The following is an 18,847-nucleotide window of genomic DNA, read 5'->3' on the forward strand; positions in this document are numbered from 1 at the left end:
TCACAGGCGTGCCGGCAGCTCGGCGGTGACCGCCGTGGGCCCGCCGGGCGGGCTGTCGACCCGCAGGACGCCGTCCACCGCCGCGAGCCGCCCGGCCAGGCCGGTCAGGCCGGTGCCGGAGCCGGGAGCCGCGCCGCCGCGGCCGTCGTCGCGCACGGTCAGGCGGACCTGGGCGCCCGCCGCGCTCACCGCGAGTTCGGCCGAGCGGGCCCCGCTGTGCTTGGCGACGTTGGTGAGCAGCTCGGCGGCACAGAAGTAGACCGCCCGTTCGACCGCCTGGTCCGGGCGTTCCCGCAGGTCCAGGCGGACGGTGGCGGGCACCGGCGAGGCGGCGGCCAGGCCCGGCAGCGCCTCCCCGAGGCCGCCGTCCAGCGCGACCGGGTTGATGCCCTGGGTGAGCCGCCGCAGCTCGGCGATGGTGTCGTCGGTCTGGCCGCGGGCGCGGTCCAGCAGGGCGCCCAGCCTTTCGAGGTCCGGGGCGGGGGCGAGCGCGTCGTCGGCCAGGGAGAGGGTGATGGCCAGGGCGACCAGCCGGGCCTGGGTGCCGTCGTGCAGGTCGCGCTCCAGGCGGTGGAGTTCGTCGGTGTTCCCCGCGAGCAGGGTGGCGCGGGCGGTCTCCAGTTCCCGGACGCGCTGCTGGGCGCGGGCCGGGCCGAGCAGCAGCCGGGCGAGCCGCCGGTTCACGCCGCTCAACGCCCGGACCGCGCCGGGTACCGCGGGCGCCAGGACCAGGCCCAGCACGACGGAGGCGGCGTCCAGCCAGGTGGCCGGCCCCAGGTCCGGTTCCAGCAGACGGCCCCAGAGCGGAAAACCGATCAGCCAGCCGCAGCCGAGGGGGAGCAGCACGGCGGCGGCGAACCCGAGCACGCCGAGCGGCAGCCGCAGCACCAGGTACAGCAGCGTCCGCCAGGCGACCGGGTCGGTCAGCACGGCACGGCCGCGGGCCATCGCGCCCGACGGGCGGGGCGGCCCGGCGGGCGCCTCGACGTCCTCGCCGAGCAGGCGGCGGACCAGGTGCCGGTGCAGCGCGCCGAGACCGCGCGCGCCCAGCAGCGCGGCGACCACGAACGGCAGGCCGAGTACGGTGAGCGAGAGCAGCACCCCCGCGTACAGGACGGCGACGGCGTAGAGGCCGCCGAACAGCGCGATCGGCAGCCCGGCGACGGCGAAGACCCACTCGCCGCCCCGGATGGAGAAGTACCGCCGCCGCTCAGTCACGACTGCCGCCCACCAGATCCGCTGCCGGGCCGCGCACCGCGCGCAGCCCCGTGGCCAGGATGCACGGGACGGTCAGCGCCACCGCGCCCGCGACGATCCACCCGCAGTCGGCCACCGGTACGTGCGGCACCGCCGAACCGGTGGCCGCCGAACTGAACGCCGCCGACGCCGCGACCGCGACCGCCGCGCCGAGCAGGACGCCCACCGCCGCGGTCAGCACCGCCTCCGCGGTCAGCATGCGCAGCAGCTGCGGCCGGGTCGCGCCGAGCAGCCGCAGCAGCGCGAACTCGCGGCGCCGGTCGGCGGTCACGGCGATCAGGGTGTTGACGGTGGAGACGGCGGCGAAGCACGTCAGCAGCACCAGCTCGGCCTGGCGCAGCCACACGTCCGTGTCGGAGGTGACGCTGCTCGCCGTCCCGCCCGCGGCGTGCCCGGCGGTGCTCGTCATGATCGTCATGGTGCCCGACAATCCCACGAGCAGCGCGACCGGCACCACGGCGGACGACAACCGCCGCGCGTAACCGCGCAGGTTGGCGTCGGCCAGCCATCCCGCACCGGGTGCCAGAGCCCGTACCGGCGCGCCCAGCGCGGCGACCAGGAGGCGCGCCGCGAGCGGCCCCGTGAGGGCGACCGCGACCAGCAGCACCAGCGAACCCAGCAGCGCCGCCTGCCCTGCCTTGTCCAGCTGTTCGGCCGGCCGTGTCGCGGCCAGGTTCAGCAGCAGGCCGCCGCCCGCCAGCGCGCCGATCCCGGCGAGCAGGCGCGGCGCTCCCGTCCGCCCGTGCTCGGTCGAACTCGCGGTGAGGGCGTCGGCGAGCGCGATCCGGGAGATCCGCCGGGCCGCGACGGCCGCGGCCGCCAGGCCGACGGCGAGCGCGGCGGCCAGCGCGATCAGCATCGGCAACGGGACCACCGGCACCGGCGCGTCCGGCGCCGCCATTCCCCGCCGCTGCAGCTCGTCGAGAAGGCCGCGGGCCGCCAGTGCACCGATGACCCAGCCCGGTATGGCCGCCAGCAGCGTGGTCGCGACGACCTGGCCGCGCACCAGCCGCCGCGTCTGGCGGGGCGTCGCCGCGATGGTGCGCAGCAGGGCCAGCTCGCGGTGCTGCTGGCGCAGCGCGAAGCCCAGCGCGTTGACCACCACGAAGAACGCGATCAGCACGGCGATCTCGCCGAAGGCACCGGCGATCACCATCAGTCCGGGCCCGGCGGCCTCCTTCCGGACGGCCTCCGGGGTGGTGACGTCGGTGGCGAACAGCAGGCCGAACAGCGTCATGGTGGCGACGGCGAGGAAGAGCGCGACCGCCGTCCCGGCGAAGGCGGCCGGACGCCGGCGCATCTGCCCGAGGGCGATCGAGGCCATCACTTTCCCTCCCCCAGCCTGCTCAGCCGCTCGCCGACCTGGGCGGCGGTGGGGTGATGGAGCTCGTCCGCCACCAGGCCGTCGGCGAGCAGCAGCACCCGGTCCGCGTATCCGGCGGCCACCGGATCGTGGGTCACCATCACGCAGGTCCGACGGTCGGCGTCCACCCCGGCGCGCAGCAGGGCGAGGATCTCGTGTCCGGTGGCCCGGTCGAGCGCGCCGGTCGGCTCGTCGGCGAAGAGCACCGGGGGCCGGGAGACCAGCGCCCGCGCGATCGCCACCCGCTGCTGCTGCCCACCGGACAGCTGGCCGGGCCGGTGCCGCTCTCGCCCGGCCAGCCCCACCCGGGCGAGCGCCTCCAGCACCCGCCCCCGGTCGGACCGTTCACCGGCCAGCCGGCCGGGAAGCTCGACGTTCTGCGCGACCGTCATCGCCGGCATCAGGTTGAACGCCTGGAACACGAACCCGACGCGGCTGCGCCGCAGCTCCGCCAGCCGCCGCTCCGGCAGCCGGGACACCTCGGCGTCCCCCCACCGCACCGAGCCCCGGGTGGGCCGGTCCATCCCCGCGAGGCAGTGCAGCAGGGTGGTCTTGCCCGAGCCCGACGGCCCCATCACCGCCGTGAACGTCCCGGGCGCGAAGGCCGCCGACACCCCGCGCAGCGCCCGCACGGCGGCGGCGCGCCCGTACTCCCGGTGCAGGTCCACCGCCCGGACGACCGATCCCGTCCCGATATCCGCTGTCATCTCCGTCATGGCCTCATCCTCGGCGGACGGGGCGCGAAGATCGATCGTGCCCGCACCCGAACCGGGGGTTCGGGAAACCGAACCCCTTCCTTGGAAACACCGGTTTCTCATGCGGAACAGGGGTGTTCAGCCGGGAGGAGGCGGCATAGGATCGCGGCCATACCGGGAGGCGCGTACCGGTGAGTGCGAGGGGATCCCCCGCACCCTCACCTCTCCCAGGAGCGATCATGCGCAAGGCCGTCATCACCGGCAGCACCAAGGGCATCGGTTTCGCGTTCGCCCGCGAACTCCTCCGGCGCGGGCACTCCGTGGCCGTCACGGGACGCGCCCGGACGACCGTCGACGAAGCCGTCGCGAGGCTGCGGCCGGAAGCCGCAAAAGATGCGGTGGTCCACGGGCACGCCCTGGACGTCGCCGACGCCGCGCAGGTCGAGGAGCTGTGGACCGCCGCGACGGACGCACTCGGCGGAGTCGACCTGTGGATCAACAACGCCGGCGTCGCCCACACCACCAGGCCCATCGTCGAGACCACGCCCGACGCCGTCCGCACGATGGTCACCACCAACATGCTCGGCACCGTCCACGGATCCCAGGTCGCCGTCCGCGGCATGCGGGCCGCCGGCGGCGGCCAGGTCTTCAACGTCCTGGGCGGCGGCAGCGACGGCCGCATCCGCCCCGGCATGGGCGTCTACTCCGCGACCAAGCGCGGCCTGGACTCCTTCACCAGCGCGCTGGTGAAGGAGGTGGCCGGGACCGGCGTGCGGGTCGGCCGGGTCAGCCCCGGCATCCTCATCACCGACGGCTGGCTCCGCGAGGCCGCCGCCGCGCCCGACCAGGTCGCCGCCCAGCGCCGGATCCTCAACATCTTGTGCGACCACGTCGACGAGGTCGCCCCCCATCTCGTCGACAGGATGCTCGCCAGCACCAGGAACGGCGACGCCGTCGCCTGGCTCACCAGCGCCCGCATGGCCCGCAAGTTCCTCCTCCCCCGCAGGGAGGACGTGCTCGCCCGCTACGGCCTATGACAGGACAGATACGGAGCGAGGGCGGGCTCGGGCTGTACGCCGAAGGAGCGCAGGGCCATGGCCAGCAGTTCGTAGGCGCCGACGGTGAAGACGACGTCCATAAGTTGCCGGTCGTCGAATTCGGCGGCGAGCGCCTTCCAGGTGCCATTGCCCACCGTGCCGTCGGCGAGGAGTTCGTCGGCCGCGGCCAGCAGGGCCCGTTCCAAGGGCGACCATTCCGGAGCGTCCGGCCCGGCGGGGATCCGGGCGATCTCCGCCGGGCGGATGCCGGCCTTCTCCGCGAGGATCACGTGCTGCGCCCACTCGTAGTCGCAGCGGCGCAGGTGGGCGACCCGCAGGATGAGGAGTTCCCGGTGGGCGGACGTCAGGGTGCTGCGGGACAAGAGGTGGCCGTTGAAGGTGAGGAAGGCCTGGGTCAGCGACGGGTGGCGGGCGAGGGTGCCCAGGAGGTGGGAGCCGGACTGGCGCTCCTCCTCCGGGCCGTCGCTCCGGACGGCGGACCGGAAACCGAAGACGGACTCCACCAGCTCCGGGGGCCACTCCGCCTGAGGCAGGGGCGGGATCCGTGGCGTCTCCCCGCTCATGTGTTGCGCCCGCCGTTCACGCCGATGACCTGACCGGTGATGTAGGAGGCCTCCTCGCCCACCAGGAACGCGCAGGCCGCGGCGACGTCCTCGGGCAGGCCGATGCGGCCGACCGGAGTGCGTTCGATCTGCTGCGCCACGTCGAGGCGGCCGCCGCTCGCGGTGTCGCGCAGCATGGGCGAGTCGATGAAGCCGGGCGGGATCGTGTTGACCGTGACGCCCTTCTTGGCGAACTCCAGGGCCAGGACCTTGGTGAGGCCCAGGACGCCCGACTTCGACGCCACGTAGGCGGCCATGCCGGGCGAGCCGCTGTGAACGCTGGAAGAAGAGATGTTGACGATCCTCCCCCAGCCTTCCTCGACCATGCCGGGGAGCACCGCCTGGCAGCAGGCGAACGTGCCGGTCAGGTTGACGGCCAGCACGCGGTCCCACAGCTCGGCCGAGACCTCCAGGGAGGGTCCGAAGGCGGTGATCCCGGCGCTGTTCACCAGGATCACCGGCCGGCCCAGCAGTTCCCCCACCCGTGCGACGGCGGCGTCGACGGCCGCCCGGTCCGTCACGTCGACGGCGAGGCCGACGGCGCGGCCGCCGTCCTTCTCGATCGCTGCGGCGGCCTCCTCGGCCGCCGCGCCGTCGCGGTCGAAGACCGCCACCAGGACGCCGTCCGCCGCCAGGCGGCGGCTGATGGCCTCCCCGATGCCCGAGGCCCCGCCGGTGACGATCGCCGTGCGCGCGCTCACTTGATCGCCTCGTCGCCGAGGAGGGTGGTGCGGTGCATCCGGCGCGGCTCGCTCCGGTCGAAAGGGCACGCCCGATGCACCAGGCCCCGGTTGTCCCACATCACCATGTCGCCGACCGTCCAGCCGTGCCGCAGCACCTTGTCCGGCGCGGTGGCGCGCCGCTCGATGCCGGCGAGCAGCGCCCGGCCCTCCTCGACGTCCATCCCGGCGACGTGCGAGGCGGTCGCCCCGAACACCAGCGAGCGGCGCCCCGTCCGGTGCTCCCACACCAGCGGCAGCTCCCGGACGGTCCGCGACGCCCACTCCGCGAGCTGCTCGGGCGTGGGGTCGGGGTAGGTCAGGCGCTGAATCGCCTCGAAGGTGTGCACGATCCGCAGATCGGCGTACCGCTCCTTCTCCTCGTCGGTGAGATCGTCGTAGGCCGCGTAGGTGCTGGCGAACTCCGTCTCGCCGCCCTGCCCCGCCGTCACGTGGGCGCTCAGCACCGACGCCTTCGCCGGGATGTCGTCCAGCGCGCCGTCGATGTGCCAGTGGTCGTTGCTGGCGAAGTACTCGGCGTTCGGGTTGCCGGGATCGAAACTGATCTCCATGACGTGCTGGTCGGCGTACTTGGGGAACCTGGCCAGCTCGCCGAACCTGCGGCAGAACGCCACCTGCGCGTCGTCGTCGGCGTGCAGCTCGCGGAAGAGCAGCACGCCGTGCTCCTCCAGCGCCTCCATGCACGCCTCGGGCAGTCCGCCGTCGCCCAGCAGCCGCTCGACGTCGACGTCCAGGACCTCGGCCCCGAGGGCGCCGCCCAGGCTCCTCGTCGCGATCGCGCTCATGCGTCCGCCTCCTCGGGGGCGTAGCCGAGGATGCCCTTGGTCTCCAGGTACTCGTGGAAGCCGAACTCGCCCCACTCGCGGCCGTTGCCGCTCTTCTTGTAACCGCCGAACGGGCAGTTGAAGTCGAATCCGCCGTTGATCACAACCCAGCCCGCGCGGATGCGGCGGGCCACGGCACGGGCCTGGGCCAGGTCGGCGCCCGCCACGTAGCCGGCGAGGCCGTACTCGGTGTCGTTCGCGATCTCGACGGCGTGGTCCACGCCGTCGTAGCCGAGGATCGTCAGGACCGGCCCGAAGATCTCCTCGCGGGCGATGGTCATGTCGTTGGTGACGTCGGCGAAGACCGTGGGCCGCACGTAGAAGCCGCGCTCCAGCCCCTCGGGGCGGCCGGTGCCGCCGGCCACCAGCGTGGCGCCCTCGTCGATGCCCTTCTGGATCAGCGCCTGGATCTTCTCGAACTGGGCTCCTGAGACCACCGGGCCGATCACGAACTCGCCCCGGGGGTCGCCGACGGTGATGGCGGCGGCGGCCTCCCGGGCGATGCCGATGGCCTCCGCCATGCGCGCGGCGGGCACCAGCATGCGCGAAGGGGCGCTGCAGGTCTGCCCGGAGTTGCCCATCATGTCGCCGACGCCCTGCGCGACGTTCGCGGCGAACGCCTCGTCGTCCAGGACGATGTTCGGGCCCTTGCCGCCCAGCTCCTGCGTCACCCGCTTGACGGTCGGCGCGGCGTTCCGCGCGACCTCCACGCCCGCCCGCGTCGAGCCGGTGAAGGAGACCATGTCGACGCCGAGATGGCTGGAGAGCGGCACACCGACGCCGAGGCCGTCGCCCTGTACGAGGTTGAACACCCCGGCGGGCACGCCCGCGGCGTCCAGGATCTCGGCGAAGATCTGCCCGGTGAACGGCGACTGCTCCGACGGCTTGAGCACCACGGTGCAGCCGGACGCCAGCGCGGGGAAGACCTTCACCGCGATCTGGTTCAGCGGCCAGTTCCACGGCGTGATGAGGCCGCAGACGCCGATCGGCTCCCTGACGACGAGCGTCGCGCCGCGCTGCTCCTCGAAGACGAAGCCCTTGAGCAGCTCGATCGCGGTGGTCAGGTGGCCCGCGCCGAGCCCGACCTGGAAGCCTCCGGCGAGCGCGGCGGGCGCGCCCATCTCCTCGGTCAGCGCCGCGGCGAGGTCTCCGGCACGGTTCTGGTACTCGGTGAGGATGTTCTGGAGGACCTGGAGGCGCTCCTCGCGGCCGGTGGACGCCCAGCCGTCGAAGGCGGCGCGGGCGGCCGCGACGGCCCGGTCCACGTCGGCGGCCGAACCCGCCGCCACCCTGCCGCAGACCTCCTCGGTCGCGGGGTTCACCACGTCCATGGTCCCGGTCTCGGCCGGGTCGACCCACTGGCCGCCGATGTAGAACTTCAGGTGTTCGCGCATCACTGTGTCCCTTCCGCGTACCAGGTACGGAACTCGTCGTAGCTCGGCATCTCCTCCGAGTTGGCCTTCGGGTCGACCGTCACGTGGATGACGCCCGGCCTGCCGCTGGCGTAGGCGCGCTTGATGGCGGGCGCGATGTCCTCCTCGCACTCCACGTACTCGCCGTGGCAGCCGAAGCCCTCGGCGACCTTGTCGAAGCGCGTCTCGGTGCTCCAGTGCGTGCCCGTCTCCCGCGAACCCTGGCCGAAGGTGCGCTTGTAGACGCCGACTTCCAGGCCCCAGGCGTAGTCGACGGCCACGACGCACACGAGCGGCAGGTTCAGGCGGGCGGCCGTCTCCAGCTCCGCGATGTGGAACTGGAAGGAGGAGTCCCCGGTGATGAGCATCAGGGGGCGCTGTCCGCCGTCCGCGACCCCCGCGCCGACCGCGTAGGGCAGCCCGGTCCCGAGGTGGCCGAAGTTCTGGTTCCACATGACGTCGTGCGGCTTGGCCTGGGAGTAGGTCCAGCCGAAGATGGTCGTGGCGCCGCCGTCGCGCACCATGATCCCGTCGGCGGGGAAGGCCTTGGTCGCCTCGACGATCAGGCGGGAGGGGTGAACCGGGGACCTTCCCGACGGCGCCGTCTCCGCCAGCTCCGCCAGCCGTGCCGCGTCCTGCTCGATCCATCCGGCGAGTTGCGGGGACGCGGCGCGCGGGGTGTCCTTGAGGGCCTCGACGAGCTGCGGGACGACCGCCCGCAGGTCGCCCACCAGGGGGATGTCGATCGGCCGGTTCACGCCGATCGCCTCGGCGTCCTGCTCGACGAGGATCCAGGTGCGTCCGGCCTCGCCCGCGACCCAGTGGCGGCCGCGCCCGTAGTGGACGGGTTCGCCGAGCTCGGTGCCCAGGGCCAGGCACAGGTCCGACTCGACCACCGCGTCGATCGCCGACGGCGAGAAGCCGTACGGGAAGGTGCGGTCCTCCAGGCCCTCGATGTAGGAGGTGCCGCCGGAGGTCTGGATGACCGGGCAGGCCATCAGTTCGGCGAGCGCCCGGACCGCCTCCCCCGTGCGGGAGGTGTGGACGCCGTGCCCGACGAGGAGGATCGGCTGCTCGGCCGCGCGGATGGCCTCCGCGGCCAGGGTGACCGGGCCGGGGCCGGCCTGCTGGCCGACCAGGCGGTAGGCCGCGGGCGGCAGCGCCTCCGGGACGTCGAGTTCCTCCAGGATCACGTGGGAGGGGTACTCGATGTAGACCGGGCCGGGCGTTCCCGACACGGCCCTGCGGATGCCCTCGCGGACGACCTCGTCGGTCTGGTCGGCGTACTCGAGGCTGGCGCTGTACTTCACCGAGGCCTCGAACAGCGGGGACTGCTTGACGAACTGGATACGGCCGCGGCGGACCCGCTGCTCGGTGACGCGGGCGCGCTGCCCGCCCAGGAAGATCACCGGGGAGTTCTCCACCAGGGCGCACATCATGGCCGGTGCCAGGTTCGCCATGCCCGGGCCCAGCGTGCCGATGCACACGGCGGGCCTGCCCGTCATCCGCGACACGGCCTCGGCCATGAAGCCGCCCGACGCCTCGTGGTGCGGGGCGACGACGGTCCAGCCGCGCTCCTCGGCGAGGTGGAACAGGTGCACGAAGTTCGGGTCGGGGATGCCGAAGATCGTGTTGATGCCCTCGGCCTCGAAGAGGTCGAGGATGCGTTCGTAGACTTTGACCGGCATGCTCACTGCCCTTTCATGGCCATGGCGAAGCTGTTGCGGATGTGGTCGACGTGGGCCGAGGGCACGACCGGCAGGATCCAGGGGTCGCCGGTGTCGCGGATGGCGCCGAGGTGCTCGCCGACCTCCTCGACCGTCCACGACGGCCGGTGCACGCCCGGCGTCTCGGCGACGAAGGCGCGGGCGACGCGGCCCGCGATCGACACGAGCATCTCCCCGGTGATCGAGCAGGACTCGTGCGCGAGCCAGCCCGCGACCGGCGCCACCAGCTCCGCTCCCATGGGCGGGTAGGCGGAGGTGTCGATGCCCTCGGCCATCCGCGTCACGGCGCCGGGGACGATGATGTTGCACCTGACGTCCGCGCCGGCGCCCTCGAGCGCGACGACGTTGGACAGGCCGATCATGCCCGCCTTGGACACGCCGTAGTTGGCGACGTTGTGGTTGCCGTACAGGCCGCCGATCGACGAGGTGAGCACGATGCGGCCGTAGCCCGCCGCCTTCATCAGGGGGAACGCGGGCCGCACGACGTGGAAGGCCCCGCGCAAATGCACGTCCAGGACGGCGTCGAAGTCCTCGTACGTCATCTCCGTCAGCGGAGCCGACCGCACGATCCCGGCGTTGTGGACGAGGACGTCGATCCGGCCGTACTGCTCGACCGCCGTGTCGATGATCGCCTTGCCGCCCTCGGCGGTGGCCACGGACGCGGTGCAGGCGACGGCCTCGCCGCCCGCCTTGGTGATCTCCCGGACCACCTCCTCGGCGGGTCCGGGGTCGTCGCCTTCTCCGGTCAGGCTGCCGCCGGGGTCGTTGACGACCACCTTGGCGCCCCGGGAGGCGAGCAGCAGGGCGTAGGCGCGGCCGAGGCCGCGGCCCGCGCCGGTGATGACGGCGACGCGGTCGTCGAAGCGCAGCTCAGCCATCGGACCCGTCCAGGACGAGGCCTTCCAGGTCGCCCGCCTCGCGCCAGGCCTGGAGCAGGTCCCCCATCGCGTAGAAACCGGGCCAGTACGGCTCGCCCAGGTGCGACCGGATCTCCTGCTCGCCCTCGTTGTTGTAGTACCCGGGCGTGCACTCGCGCTGGAAGTTCGTGTTGTCGACCGCGGTCTCCACGACGGTCCGGCACCAGCCGTCCACGGCTTCGGCCGTGGGCTCCACGACCGTCGTGCCGCGGTCCAGCGCCTCCTTGACGAGGTAGGAGAAATGGTCGGCCTGCTGCTCGAACATCAGCGTCGTGCTCGCCGAAACGCCGCCCTGGACGAACCCGGTGAAGATCAGGTTCGGGAAGCCGTCGGTCATCAGACCGTGCAGGGTGCGCGGCTTCCTGCGCCAGTGGTCGTAGAGCGAGAGGCCGTCGCGGCCGGTGAAAGGCCGGATGCCGAGCCGCCGGTCGAGGTCGGTGGTGATCTCGAAGCCGCTGGCGAAGACGATGCAGTCGACCTCGACCTCCTCGCCCCCGACGATGACCCCCTTCTCGGTGATGCGCTCGACGCCCTTGGTCTCCGACACGTCCACGAGCGTGACGTTCGGGCGGTTGTAGGTCTCCAGGTAGTCGTCGCTGGCCAGCGGCCGCTTGCACAGGAAGCGGTAGTACGGCTTGAGCTTCTCGGCCGTCTCCGGGTCCTCGACGATCTCGCCGATGCGGTCGCGCTGGCGCTGCATCGCCCGGTAGTCCATGAGCTCGCGCAGCTCCATGAACTTCGCCGGGTCCGCCAGCGCGGCCCAGCCGTTCGTCTCGTCCAGGTGGGCGGCGAGGTTGCGGCTCACCTCGGTCCAGATGTCGCAGACGAGGTCCGGCTGGCCCGGGGCGAACGCCTCGAACGCCGCGGTGTGGAAGTTGCGCTGCCGCTCGGCCTGCCAGCCGGGTCGGAGGGTCTTCACCCACTCGGCGTCGGTCGGCGTGTTGCCGCGCGCGTCCACATAGGACGGCGTCCTCTGGAACACGTAGAGGTGCTCGGCGGAGCGGGCGATGTGCGGGATCACCTGGGCGCCGCTGGCTCCGGTGCCGATGACGGCGACCTTCTTGCCGGCGAGCCCGTCCAGGCCGCCGGTGACGCCGCCGCCGGTGTAGGAGTAGTCCCACCGCGCGGTGTGCATGGTGTGCCCCCGGTACTCCTTGATGCCGGGGATGCCGGGGAGCTTGGGCTTGTTGAACGGGCCCTGGCACATCACGACGAAGCGGGCGCGGATCTCGTCGCCCCGGTTCGTGCCGATCCGCCAGCGGCCGATCTCCTCGTCCCACTCCGCCGAGCGGATGAGGGTGTGGAACAGCGCCTTGTCGTAGAGGCCGAAGTGCCTGCCCATGATCTGGCAGTACTCGTAGACCTCCTGCCCGTGGGAGTACTTCTCCTTGGGCATGTAGCCGGTCTCCTCCAGCAGCGGGAGGTAGCAGTAGCTGTCGGAGTCGACGCGGATGCCGGGGTAGCGGTTCCAGTACCAGACGCCGCCGAAGTCGCCGGCCAGCTCCAGGATCCGGAAGCCGGTGACGCCCGCCTGCGTGAGCCGCGCCCCGGCGATCAGCCCGGCGAAGCCGCCGCCGAGGACGACCACGTCGGTGTCCTCCACGACCGGCTCCCGCGGCTCGACCGGCGTGTGCGGGTCGGCCTCGTAGAAGTCCTCGAAGCCCTCCTCGGTGGCCAGGTACTGCTTCTGGCCCTCGGGGCGGAGGCGCTTGTCGCGTTCGGCCAGGTACTTCTCCCTGAGGGCGGCGGCGTCGACCTCGGGTGTCCGCGTGGGTTCGCAGTGCTGCATGGGGGGAGGTCCTCTCAGGCCAGGTCGCGTGGTTCGCCCGTGCCCATGTACTCGGCCAGGTTGCGGTGCAGGTTGGCCACGGCGCGCTCGCGGTAGGGGTTGGGCTTGGTGCCGGTGAAACCGCGCGTTTTCATGCCCTGCTGGACCGCGGCCATGTTGGAGAAGTCCTGCGGCAGGACGGTGCGCCAGTCGGGGTCGTCCGGCGGGGTGTGGAGCCACTCGGTCCGGGGCGCCTCGCCCGGCGGGTAGAGCTGGTAGACGGCGACCTCGAAGACGCACTTGTCGGGGTCGTAGCCGTGGGGGCGGGCGCTGTAGCACAGCATGTTGTTCTGGCCGTGCCCGATCTGGAAGTTGGGGAAGACCTGCCAGGCGGTGCCGCTCGCGGCGACGGCCTGCGGGTCGATGGTCGGCCAGACCACCCCGCGCTCGGCGTCCTCGCGCCGCGCCGTCTCCAGCCAGTACCTCGCCACCTCGGTGGGAGGCGTGCCCTCCGGCAGTTCGGCGACCAGCCGGTTGGCGACCTCCACCAGCGTCTCGGTGGTGTTGGTGTTGGCGTTCTCCCAGATGAAGTTCTGCATCTCGGCGGTCGAGACGCGGGCGTCGGTGCCGCCGCCGATCCGCAGCTTGCCCTGGTCGCCCTCCTGGCCCTTGGGCGCGTCGTAGCCGATGTTGCTGTGCCTGCCCTGGGCCCGGGACCAGCCGAGGAACGCGCCGAAGGGGATGAACTCCGGGTGGGTGTAGGGCACGTGGTAGGTCTCGTTGAAGGCCTCCAGGGCGACCTTCCAGTTGCAGTCGAAGACCAGCCAGCGGCGCCACCGGTAGCGGAATCTCTCCAGCTGGAAGGGGGCGAGCAGGACGGCCGCGGGGCCCAGGTGGTCCAGGAGGGGCTCGCAGTCCGGGTCCATGTTGATCCAGATCCAGCCGCCCCAGGTGTCGGTCTTGACCGCGCCGAGCCGGATCTTCTCGTCGCCCAGGCGGCCCTGCCAGTCCTCGCGCTCGGGCACGTGGGTGCACTGGCCTTCGAGGTTGTAGCGCCAGCCGTGGAAGCCGCAGACGAACTGCCGGCCGCTGCCCCGGCCGTCCCGCGCGCCCGGCGGGGTGTCGACGAGCCGACGGCCCCGGTGCGAGCAGACGTTGTAGTACGCGCGGATCTCCTCCGGCGCGGTGCGCACGATGATGAGGGAGTCGTCGAGGATCTCGTAGGTGAGGAAGTCGCCGACCTCGGGGATCTCCTCGACCCGGCCGACCTGCTGCCACACCTTGCGCCACAGCCTGTCCCGCTCGGCGCGGGCGTACTCCTCGGAGATGTACGCCTCCACGCCGATCGTGAGCGGCTGCGACAGCTCCTCGGCCGCGGCGGGTGTCTCGGTGGTTTCGCTCATGGATGCCTCCAGAGGGTCAGAAGCGTGTGATCTCGGCGCGGAACGACTCGTCCTTGAGGAAGAGCGAGGTGTTGTCGGCGGCCAGCCACGTCCACTTGAGGTTGAGGCCGCCGTCCACCAGGAGGGTCTGACCCGTGATGTAGGACGACAGGTCCGACAGCAGGAAGAGGATGGCCCCCGCCTGCTCCTCCGGGCGGCCGCGGCGGCCCATGGCGATGGCGCGGCGGTCCCGCTCGGGGTCCTCCTCGACGTAGGTGCGCGAGGCGGGGGTGGCGGTCACGCCGGGCGCGACGGCGTTCACCCGGATCTCGTCCTGGGCCAGCTCGACGGCCATGGTGCGGGTCGCGGCCACCAGCGCCGCCTTGGCCGTGCCGTAGCCGATGTGGAAGGGCGCGGTGTTCATGCCGCTGATGGAGGAGATCGAGACGATCGAACCCGGACGGCCCCGCGTCTTCAGCTCGGCGGCGACCGCCTGGCTCATGAAGAACATCGTCTCCAGGTTCTGGGTGAACAGCGCGCGCCAGGACTCGCGGGTCACCCGGGTCGAAGGCCGCCAGTCCGAGGGCGCGGCTCCCCCGGCGACGTTGACGAGCCCGTACAGCTCGCCGTCGGCGGCGACTGCGCGCTCCATCACCGTCGCGATGCCCTCGTCGGTGGCGGCGTCGGCGGCGACGGGCACGACCGGCAGGCCCTCCTTCACCAAGGGCCCGACGTGGGTGTCGAGGTTCTCCCGGGAGCGGCTCACCGCGATCACGGTGGCCCCGGCGCGAGCGACCGTCTCGGTCACCGTGGTGCCGATGCCGCCGCCGCCCGCGCCGGAGACGATGACGACGCGTCCGTCCAGGCCGAGGAGGTGCTGGCTCATGGCGCGGCTCACCCCGCCTTCCGGAACGCCAGGACGCTGCCTTCGGCGTCGCCGGAGACATAGACCGTGCCGTCGGCTCCGGCGGTGATGCCCGCGAAGAGGCCCTGCGGCCCGGTGAAGGGAGGCAGCCCCTTGAGGGGCTTGAGGTCCACGCCGGGCGGGGCGCCCACCGGGAGGTCGCGGGCGATGACGGTACGGGCCTTGGTGGCGAGGTCGACCTCGACGAGGGATTTCGCGCCGGCGTCCACGATCAGGAGCCGCCCGCCGCGGACGAGGATGCCCTGCGGCGCCTCCAGGCCGTCCACCACGGTGTCCACGCCGGAGCCGCCGACCGAGACGACGCGTCCCGCGCCGGACTCCGACACCAGGCAGGCGCCGTCCGCGGTGAACGCCACGCCCATCGGCCGGTCCAGGCCGGAGGCCAGCGCCGTGCCCGTGCCTCCCTCCACCGCCAGCACCCGGCCGGTGCCGAGCTCGGCCGCCACCACGCCGCCGCCGGGCGCGATCGCCACGCCGTAGAGCTGGTCGAGCGGCTCGGTCTCCCCGGCCAGCACCTCGTGCTCGCCGCTCGCGGGCCGCCACCGCGCGATCTGGCCGTTGGAGGTGGCGACGACGAACTCGCCGTCGCCCGCGGCGGCCACCCCGCGGATGTAGCCGGGCCAACCGGGACTGAAGAGCATCCCCAGCACCTGGAGGCCGGCCCCGGGCGTGTGGGAGTAGAAGTAGGTGCCGTCGGAGACGTAGAGGGTGCCGTCGGCTCCGGTGGTGAGGTCCAGCGGCCAGGTCAGCCCGCTCGGCAGCACCTCGCGGGTGCGGCCGCCACCGAGGATCTCGGTGACCGTGCCGGTGAAGCCGGAGACGAACAGGCGGTCGCCCACGAACGTCAGGTTGTCCAGGCCGGGGGCGAGAGTGGCGAGGACGGTGCGGTCGCCGCTGCGGGGGTCGATCCGCAGCACCTCCCCGGTGGCCACCTGGGTGGAGATGATGTGGCCCTCGGCGTCGAACTTCACCGCGTCCGGGACGCCCAGGTCGCCCGCCACCCGCTCGGGCTCGCCGCCGTCGGGGTCGATCCGCCAGATGTCGTTGGTGCCCAGCACCGGGTAGTACAGCTTGCCGTCCGGCCCGGCCTCCAGGGCGTTGGGCATCGGCAGGTTCTCCACCAGGACCCGGGGCGCGCCGCCGCCCGGGTCGAGCTCCAGGAGGCGGCCGCCGATGCGGCACTCGTCGATGAAGAGGCGGCCCTGGTGGAAGGTGATGCCGTTCGCGCCCGGCAGGTCGTCGCGCAGCACCCGCGTGGTGCCGTCGGCCCCGCGCACGCTCACCCGCCCGTCGTAGTACTCCGTGGCGTAGAGGTCGCCGCGGGCGTCGAAGGCCAGGTCGTCGGGGGCCACGATGGCGGCGCCCTGGGCGCTGACGGTCTCCAGCGCGCCGGTGTCGACGTCGAGCGCGCTGATCTGGCTGCCGGCCACCTGCGCCACGTAGACGCGGCCGTCCGGGCCGGTGCGCAGGCCGTTGGCGCCGAAGAGCCGGCTCGGCGGGGTCAGCCTCTCCAGGCTCCACCCCCGGGCCAGGGTCGTGGATGCGGCGCCGACATGGCGCGACCCGTGCGTGAACATGATGGCGGGCTCCCAGCAGAAATCGTCACGGGATGGAATGCCACTAATGAGAATAGCGCTCTCCAAATACAAGAATAATGATTCTACTCACACCATTCGATGTCAATACCCGCATCGCCGGGCGCATATTTGTCAGGTGCGATTGACAATTTTCATCTGTCCAGCGCCCGTTGACAGTTCCACGAAGGGGACAGAGAATCGACGCATGGCCATTCCTGATCTTGACGCGCTCATCGCCGAAGTCGAACGCGCGCGCGGCGGGGCCGGCGGGGCGGCCGCGCCGGACCGGGGGGAGCGCATCGCCGCGCTGCGCGCCGCGGTGTCCCTGGCCGAGCGGCTGCGCGGGCTGGCCGACGACCTCGTCGACGGCTACGTCGAGCACAGCCGCCTCCAGGGCTGCTCGTGGGCGCAGGTCGGGGAGGCGCTGGGCATCACCCGCCAGGCCGCCCAGCAGCGCTACATCACGCCCCGCGGCAGGTACGGACCCGACGAGTTCGCCGAGGAGGTCTGCGCGGCGGTGACCCACATGAGGCAGGCGGCGCTGGCGCACCGCAACAACTTCATCGGCACCGAGCACGTGCTCTACGGGCTGCTCACCGAGGACAACAGCGCCGTCCGCCACCTGGTGGCGCTCGGGATCCCGGCGGACTCCCTGCGGAGCAGGGCGCAGGGCTCCCTGGTCATGGGCGCGTCCCAGGCCGTGGAGCGCATCGCCTGGACCCCCTACACCCGCAAGGCCCTGACCGCCGCCCACGAGCTGGCGGCCCGGGAGGAGAGCCCGATCTGCTGCAGGCACCTCCTCCTGGGCCTGGCCTCGCTCGGCCGGGGCACCGCCGCCGACGTCCTGACCGGGGCGGCCTAGGGCGCCCCGGCCCGCGGCGCCCCGGTCAGGGGGCCAGCCGCCGGGCCGCCAGCTCCCGCAGGTCACCGGACTTGATCTTCGCGCTGCCGGTCAGCGCGAGGTCGTCCTCGGCGAAGAACAGCACGTGGCGCGGCACCTTGTAGCTCGCCAGGCGCTCGCGGGCGAACGCCCGCAGCTCCTCGGCGTCCGGGCGCGCGCCGCCGTGCGCGACCACGCAGGCCACGACCGCCTCGCCGAGCGTCTCGTGCGGCACGCCGACGGTCTTGGCGACCTTGACGCCGGGATGCGCCGCCAGCGCCTCGTCCACCTCCAGCGGCGAGACGTTCGCGCCGCCGGTCTTGATGATGTCGGTGAGCCTGCCCTCCCAGAAGAGCCGGCCGGCGGCGTCGAGGCGGCCGCCGTCGCCGGTGGCGAAGAACCCGTCGGCGTCGAGCGTCTCGTCGAGCGGCGTGCCGGCGTAGCCCAGCATGAGCGTGGGGCCCTTGACGCAGATCTCGCCGTGCTCGCCGCGCGGGACGACCGCGCCGGTGAGCGTGTCCACGATCTTGACGGTCACACCGGGCAGCGGCTCGCCGCTGCTGCCCGCGTGCACCTCGGGCGGGGTGCACGCCGGGAAGCACGTCGTGATCGTGAAGGTCTCGGTGTTGCCGTAGGCGCGTCCCGGCTCGGTCCAGTCGGTGCGCACCGTGGCGTGGCGCGCCAGCGGGCCGGCCGTGTCCACGAACCGCAGGGCGCCCAGGTCCACGTCCGCCCAGCCGGGCGCGGACTCCAGCTGCGCCGACTGGTGCGGCCAGGCGACCGGGAAGTTCACCCGCTCGGCCTCCATGAGCTCCAGCGCCTCCCCCGCGGCGAAGACGCGCTGCAGCACGAGGGCGCCCCCGGCGGCCAGGGTCGAGCCGAGCGCCTGGGCGAAGTTGCCCGACCAGAAGAAGCCGTTGGCGGTCCAGCAGCGCACGCCGTCTTCAGGGCCGAACCCGAACATGCGCCGGAACCGCCACATCTGGACGGCCACGCCGCGGTGCGCGCTGATGATCCCCTTGGGTCTGCTGGTCGAGCCCGACGAGAAGAAGAGCACGGCCGGGTCGCTGGGGCGCACCGCCTCGGCCGTCGCCTCGACCAGCTCGCGCGGCACCCGTCCGCCGCGGGCCAGGAAGTCCGCCCAGCCCTCGATCCCCGCGGCGGACGGCGCGTCGCCGACCGCCGCGAGGTGGCGCAGGAACGGGTACCGCGCCGACCGCAGCGCGCCGGGCGCGGCCTCGGCGATCTGCGGCTCCAGCCCGGTCAGCACGTCGGCGAAGTCGGTCTTCGGCACCTCGCGCTCGAACAGGAGCGCCGAGACGCCGGAGATGCGGAGCAGGTCGTCGAGCTCGGACGCGGTCGAGAACGTGCTGAGCGCGACGGCCACGCCCCCGGCCAGCGAGGTGCCGAATACCGCGGCGAGCCATTCGGGGCGGTTGGTCATCAGGACGCCCACGCGGCCGCCCTTGTCCAGGCCGCAGGCCCGCAGCGCGCGGGCCACCTCGGTCGCGCGCTCCCACAGCTCGGCGTACGTCCAGCGGGTGTCGCCCTCCGGGGAGCGGAGCACGACCGCCTCGCGCCCGCCGTACTCGGCCGTCACCTCGCGCAGGAAACCGGGCAGCGTGAGCGCCCCGAGGCCGGGCTCGGCGTCGAGCGGCGGTCCGGACACCAGGGAAAGTACGGTTTTCGAGGCGGTTTCAGCGCTCATGACTCACCTGTC

At 72.8% G+C, this 18,847-nt stretch carries 16 protein-coding genes; 2 read left to right on the forward strand and 14 right to left on the reverse strand.

The genetic code is table 11. The features are described 5' to 3' along the window. Genes ABD140_RS24850 through ABD140_RS24860 form a run of 3 tightly spaced genes read right to left on the reverse strand, consistent with a single transcriptional unit; the run spans position 1 to position 3,336 of the window. Positions 1 to 1,218, reverse strand: a complete 1,218-nt coding sequence (locus tag ABD140_RS24850) for a sensor histidine kinase (protein WP_344243375.1) — start codon at positions 1,216 to 1,218, stop codon at positions 1 to 3. Further along, positions 1,211 to 2,581 (reverse strand): FtsX-like permease family protein, encoded by a 1,371-nt coding sequence (locus tag ABD140_RS24855; RefSeq protein WP_344243376.1) that lies wholly within the window; start codon positions 2,579 to 2,581, stop codon positions 1,211 to 1,213. Before ABD140_RS24855 ends, ABD140_RS24850 begins: the two co-directional genes overlap by 8 nt. Then, the gene (locus ABD140_RS24860) at positions 2,581 to 3,336 is read right to left on the reverse strand and encodes an ABC transporter ATP-binding protein (RefSeq protein ID WP_344243378.1); all 756 of its coding nucleotides are present in this window, start codon (positions 3,334 to 3,336) and stop codon (positions 2,581 to 2,583) included. The genes ABD140_RS24855 and ABD140_RS24860 overlap by 1 nt, the downstream gene beginning before the upstream one ends. A 218-nt stretch (positions 3,337 to 3,554) precedes the next feature. On the opposite strand from ABD140_RS24860, the gene ABD140_RS24865 reads away from it, so the two are divergent. Continuing rightward, a complete protein-coding gene (locus tag ABD140_RS24865; protein ID WP_344243379.1) occupies positions 3,555 to 4,352 on the forward strand; it encodes an SDR family NAD(P)-dependent oxidoreductase in 798 nt (265 codons plus the stop codon). On the opposite strand, the gene ABD140_RS24870 is transcribed toward ABD140_RS24865, so the two are convergent. From ABD140_RS24870 to ABD140_RS24915, 10 genes are read right to left on the reverse strand one after another with little or no spacing between them, the layout of a single operon-like run. Then, on the reverse strand, positions 4,340 to 4,936 hold the full coding sequence (locus ABD140_RS24870; RefSeq protein WP_344243380.1) for a carboxymuconolactone decarboxylase family protein: 597 nt from the start codon (positions 4,934 to 4,936) through the stop codon (positions 4,340 to 4,342). The two genes, ABD140_RS24865 and ABD140_RS24870, sit on opposite strands and share 13 nt — an antisense overlap. Further along, positions 4,933 to 5,676, reverse strand: a complete 744-nt coding sequence (locus ABD140_RS24875) for an SDR family NAD(P)-dependent oxidoreductase (RefSeq protein WP_344243381.1) — start codon at positions 5,674 to 5,676, stop codon at positions 4,933 to 4,935. Before ABD140_RS24875 ends, ABD140_RS24870 begins: the two co-directional genes overlap by 4 nt. Continuing rightward, positions 5,673 to 6,500 carry a TauD/TfdA dioxygenase family protein gene (locus ABD140_RS24880; protein WP_344243382.1) on the reverse strand — a complete coding sequence of 276 codons (828 nt, stop codon included), beginning with the start codon at positions 6,498 to 6,500 and terminating at the stop codon, positions 5,673 to 5,675. Before ABD140_RS24880 ends, ABD140_RS24875 begins: the two co-directional genes overlap by 4 nt. Next, positions 6,497 to 7,933: an aldehyde dehydrogenase family protein gene (locus tag ABD140_RS24885; RefSeq protein ID WP_344243383.1), complete on the reverse strand. Its 1,437-nt coding sequence runs from the start codon at positions 7,931 to 7,933 to the stop codon at positions 6,497 to 6,499. Before ABD140_RS24885 ends, ABD140_RS24880 begins: the two co-directional genes overlap by 4 nt. Further along, positions 7,933 to 9,639, reverse strand: coding sequence for a thiamine pyrophosphate-binding protein (locus ABD140_RS24890; protein ID WP_344243384.1), 1,707 nt, complete (start codon positions 9,637 to 9,639; stop codon positions 7,933 to 7,935). Before ABD140_RS24890 ends, ABD140_RS24885 begins: the two co-directional genes overlap by 1 nt. 2 nt (positions 9,640 to 9,641) lie before the next feature. Next, entirely contained in the window at positions 9,642 to 10,556 is a 915-nt protein-coding gene (locus ABD140_RS24895) for an SDR family NAD(P)-dependent oxidoreductase (protein WP_344243385.1), read from the reverse strand. Further along, positions 10,549 to 12,384, reverse strand: a complete 1,836-nt coding sequence (locus ABD140_RS24900; protein ID WP_344243386.1) for a flavin-containing monooxygenase — start codon at positions 12,382 to 12,384, stop codon at positions 10,549 to 10,551. Before ABD140_RS24900 ends, ABD140_RS24895 begins: the two co-directional genes overlap by 8 nt. Positions 12,385 to 12,398: 14 nt before the next feature. Continuing rightward, the gene (locus tag ABD140_RS24905; protein WP_344243387.1) at positions 12,399 to 13,766 is read right to left on the reverse strand and encodes an aromatic ring-hydroxylating oxygenase subunit alpha; all 1,368 of its coding nucleotides are present in this window, start codon (positions 13,764 to 13,766) and stop codon (positions 12,399 to 12,401) included. Between the two features lie 16 nt (positions 13,767 to 13,782). Continuing rightward, a complete protein-coding gene (locus ABD140_RS24910) occupies positions 13,783 to 14,631 on the reverse strand; it encodes an SDR family NAD(P)-dependent oxidoreductase (RefSeq protein WP_344243388.1) in 849 nt (282 codons plus the stop codon). Positions 14,632 to 14,639: 8 nt separating this feature from the next. Continuing rightward, on the reverse strand, positions 14,640 to 16,247 hold the full coding sequence (locus ABD140_RS24915) for an SMP-30/gluconolactonase/LRE family protein (RefSeq protein ID WP_344243389.1): 1,608 nt from the start codon (positions 16,245 to 16,247) through the stop codon (positions 14,640 to 14,642). Between the two features lie 205 nt (positions 16,248 to 16,452). Here ABD140_RS24915 and ABD140_RS24920 point away from each other — a divergent pair, with 205 nt between their 5' ends. Beyond that, positions 16,453 to 17,109: a Clp protease N-terminal domain-containing protein gene (locus ABD140_RS24920; RefSeq protein ID WP_344243390.1), complete on the forward strand. Its 657-nt coding sequence runs from the start codon at positions 16,453 to 16,455 to the stop codon at positions 17,107 to 17,109. A 25-nt stretch (positions 17,110 to 17,134) separates the two neighbouring features. On the opposite strand, the gene ABD140_RS24925 is transcribed toward ABD140_RS24920, so the two are convergent. After that, positions 17,135 to 18,835 carry a class I adenylate-forming enzyme family protein gene (locus ABD140_RS24925; RefSeq protein WP_344243391.1) on the reverse strand — a complete coding sequence of 567 codons (1,701 nt, stop codon included), beginning with the start codon at positions 18,833 to 18,835 and terminating at the stop codon, positions 17,135 to 17,137. Positions 18,836 to 18,847 lie beyond the last annotated feature (12 nt).

Origin of the sequence: Actinocorallia libanotica (assembly GCF_039525175.1) — a bacterium.
Lineage (GTDB): Bacteria > Actinomycetota > Actinomycetes > Streptosporangiales > Streptosporangiaceae > Actinocorallia > Actinocorallia libanotica.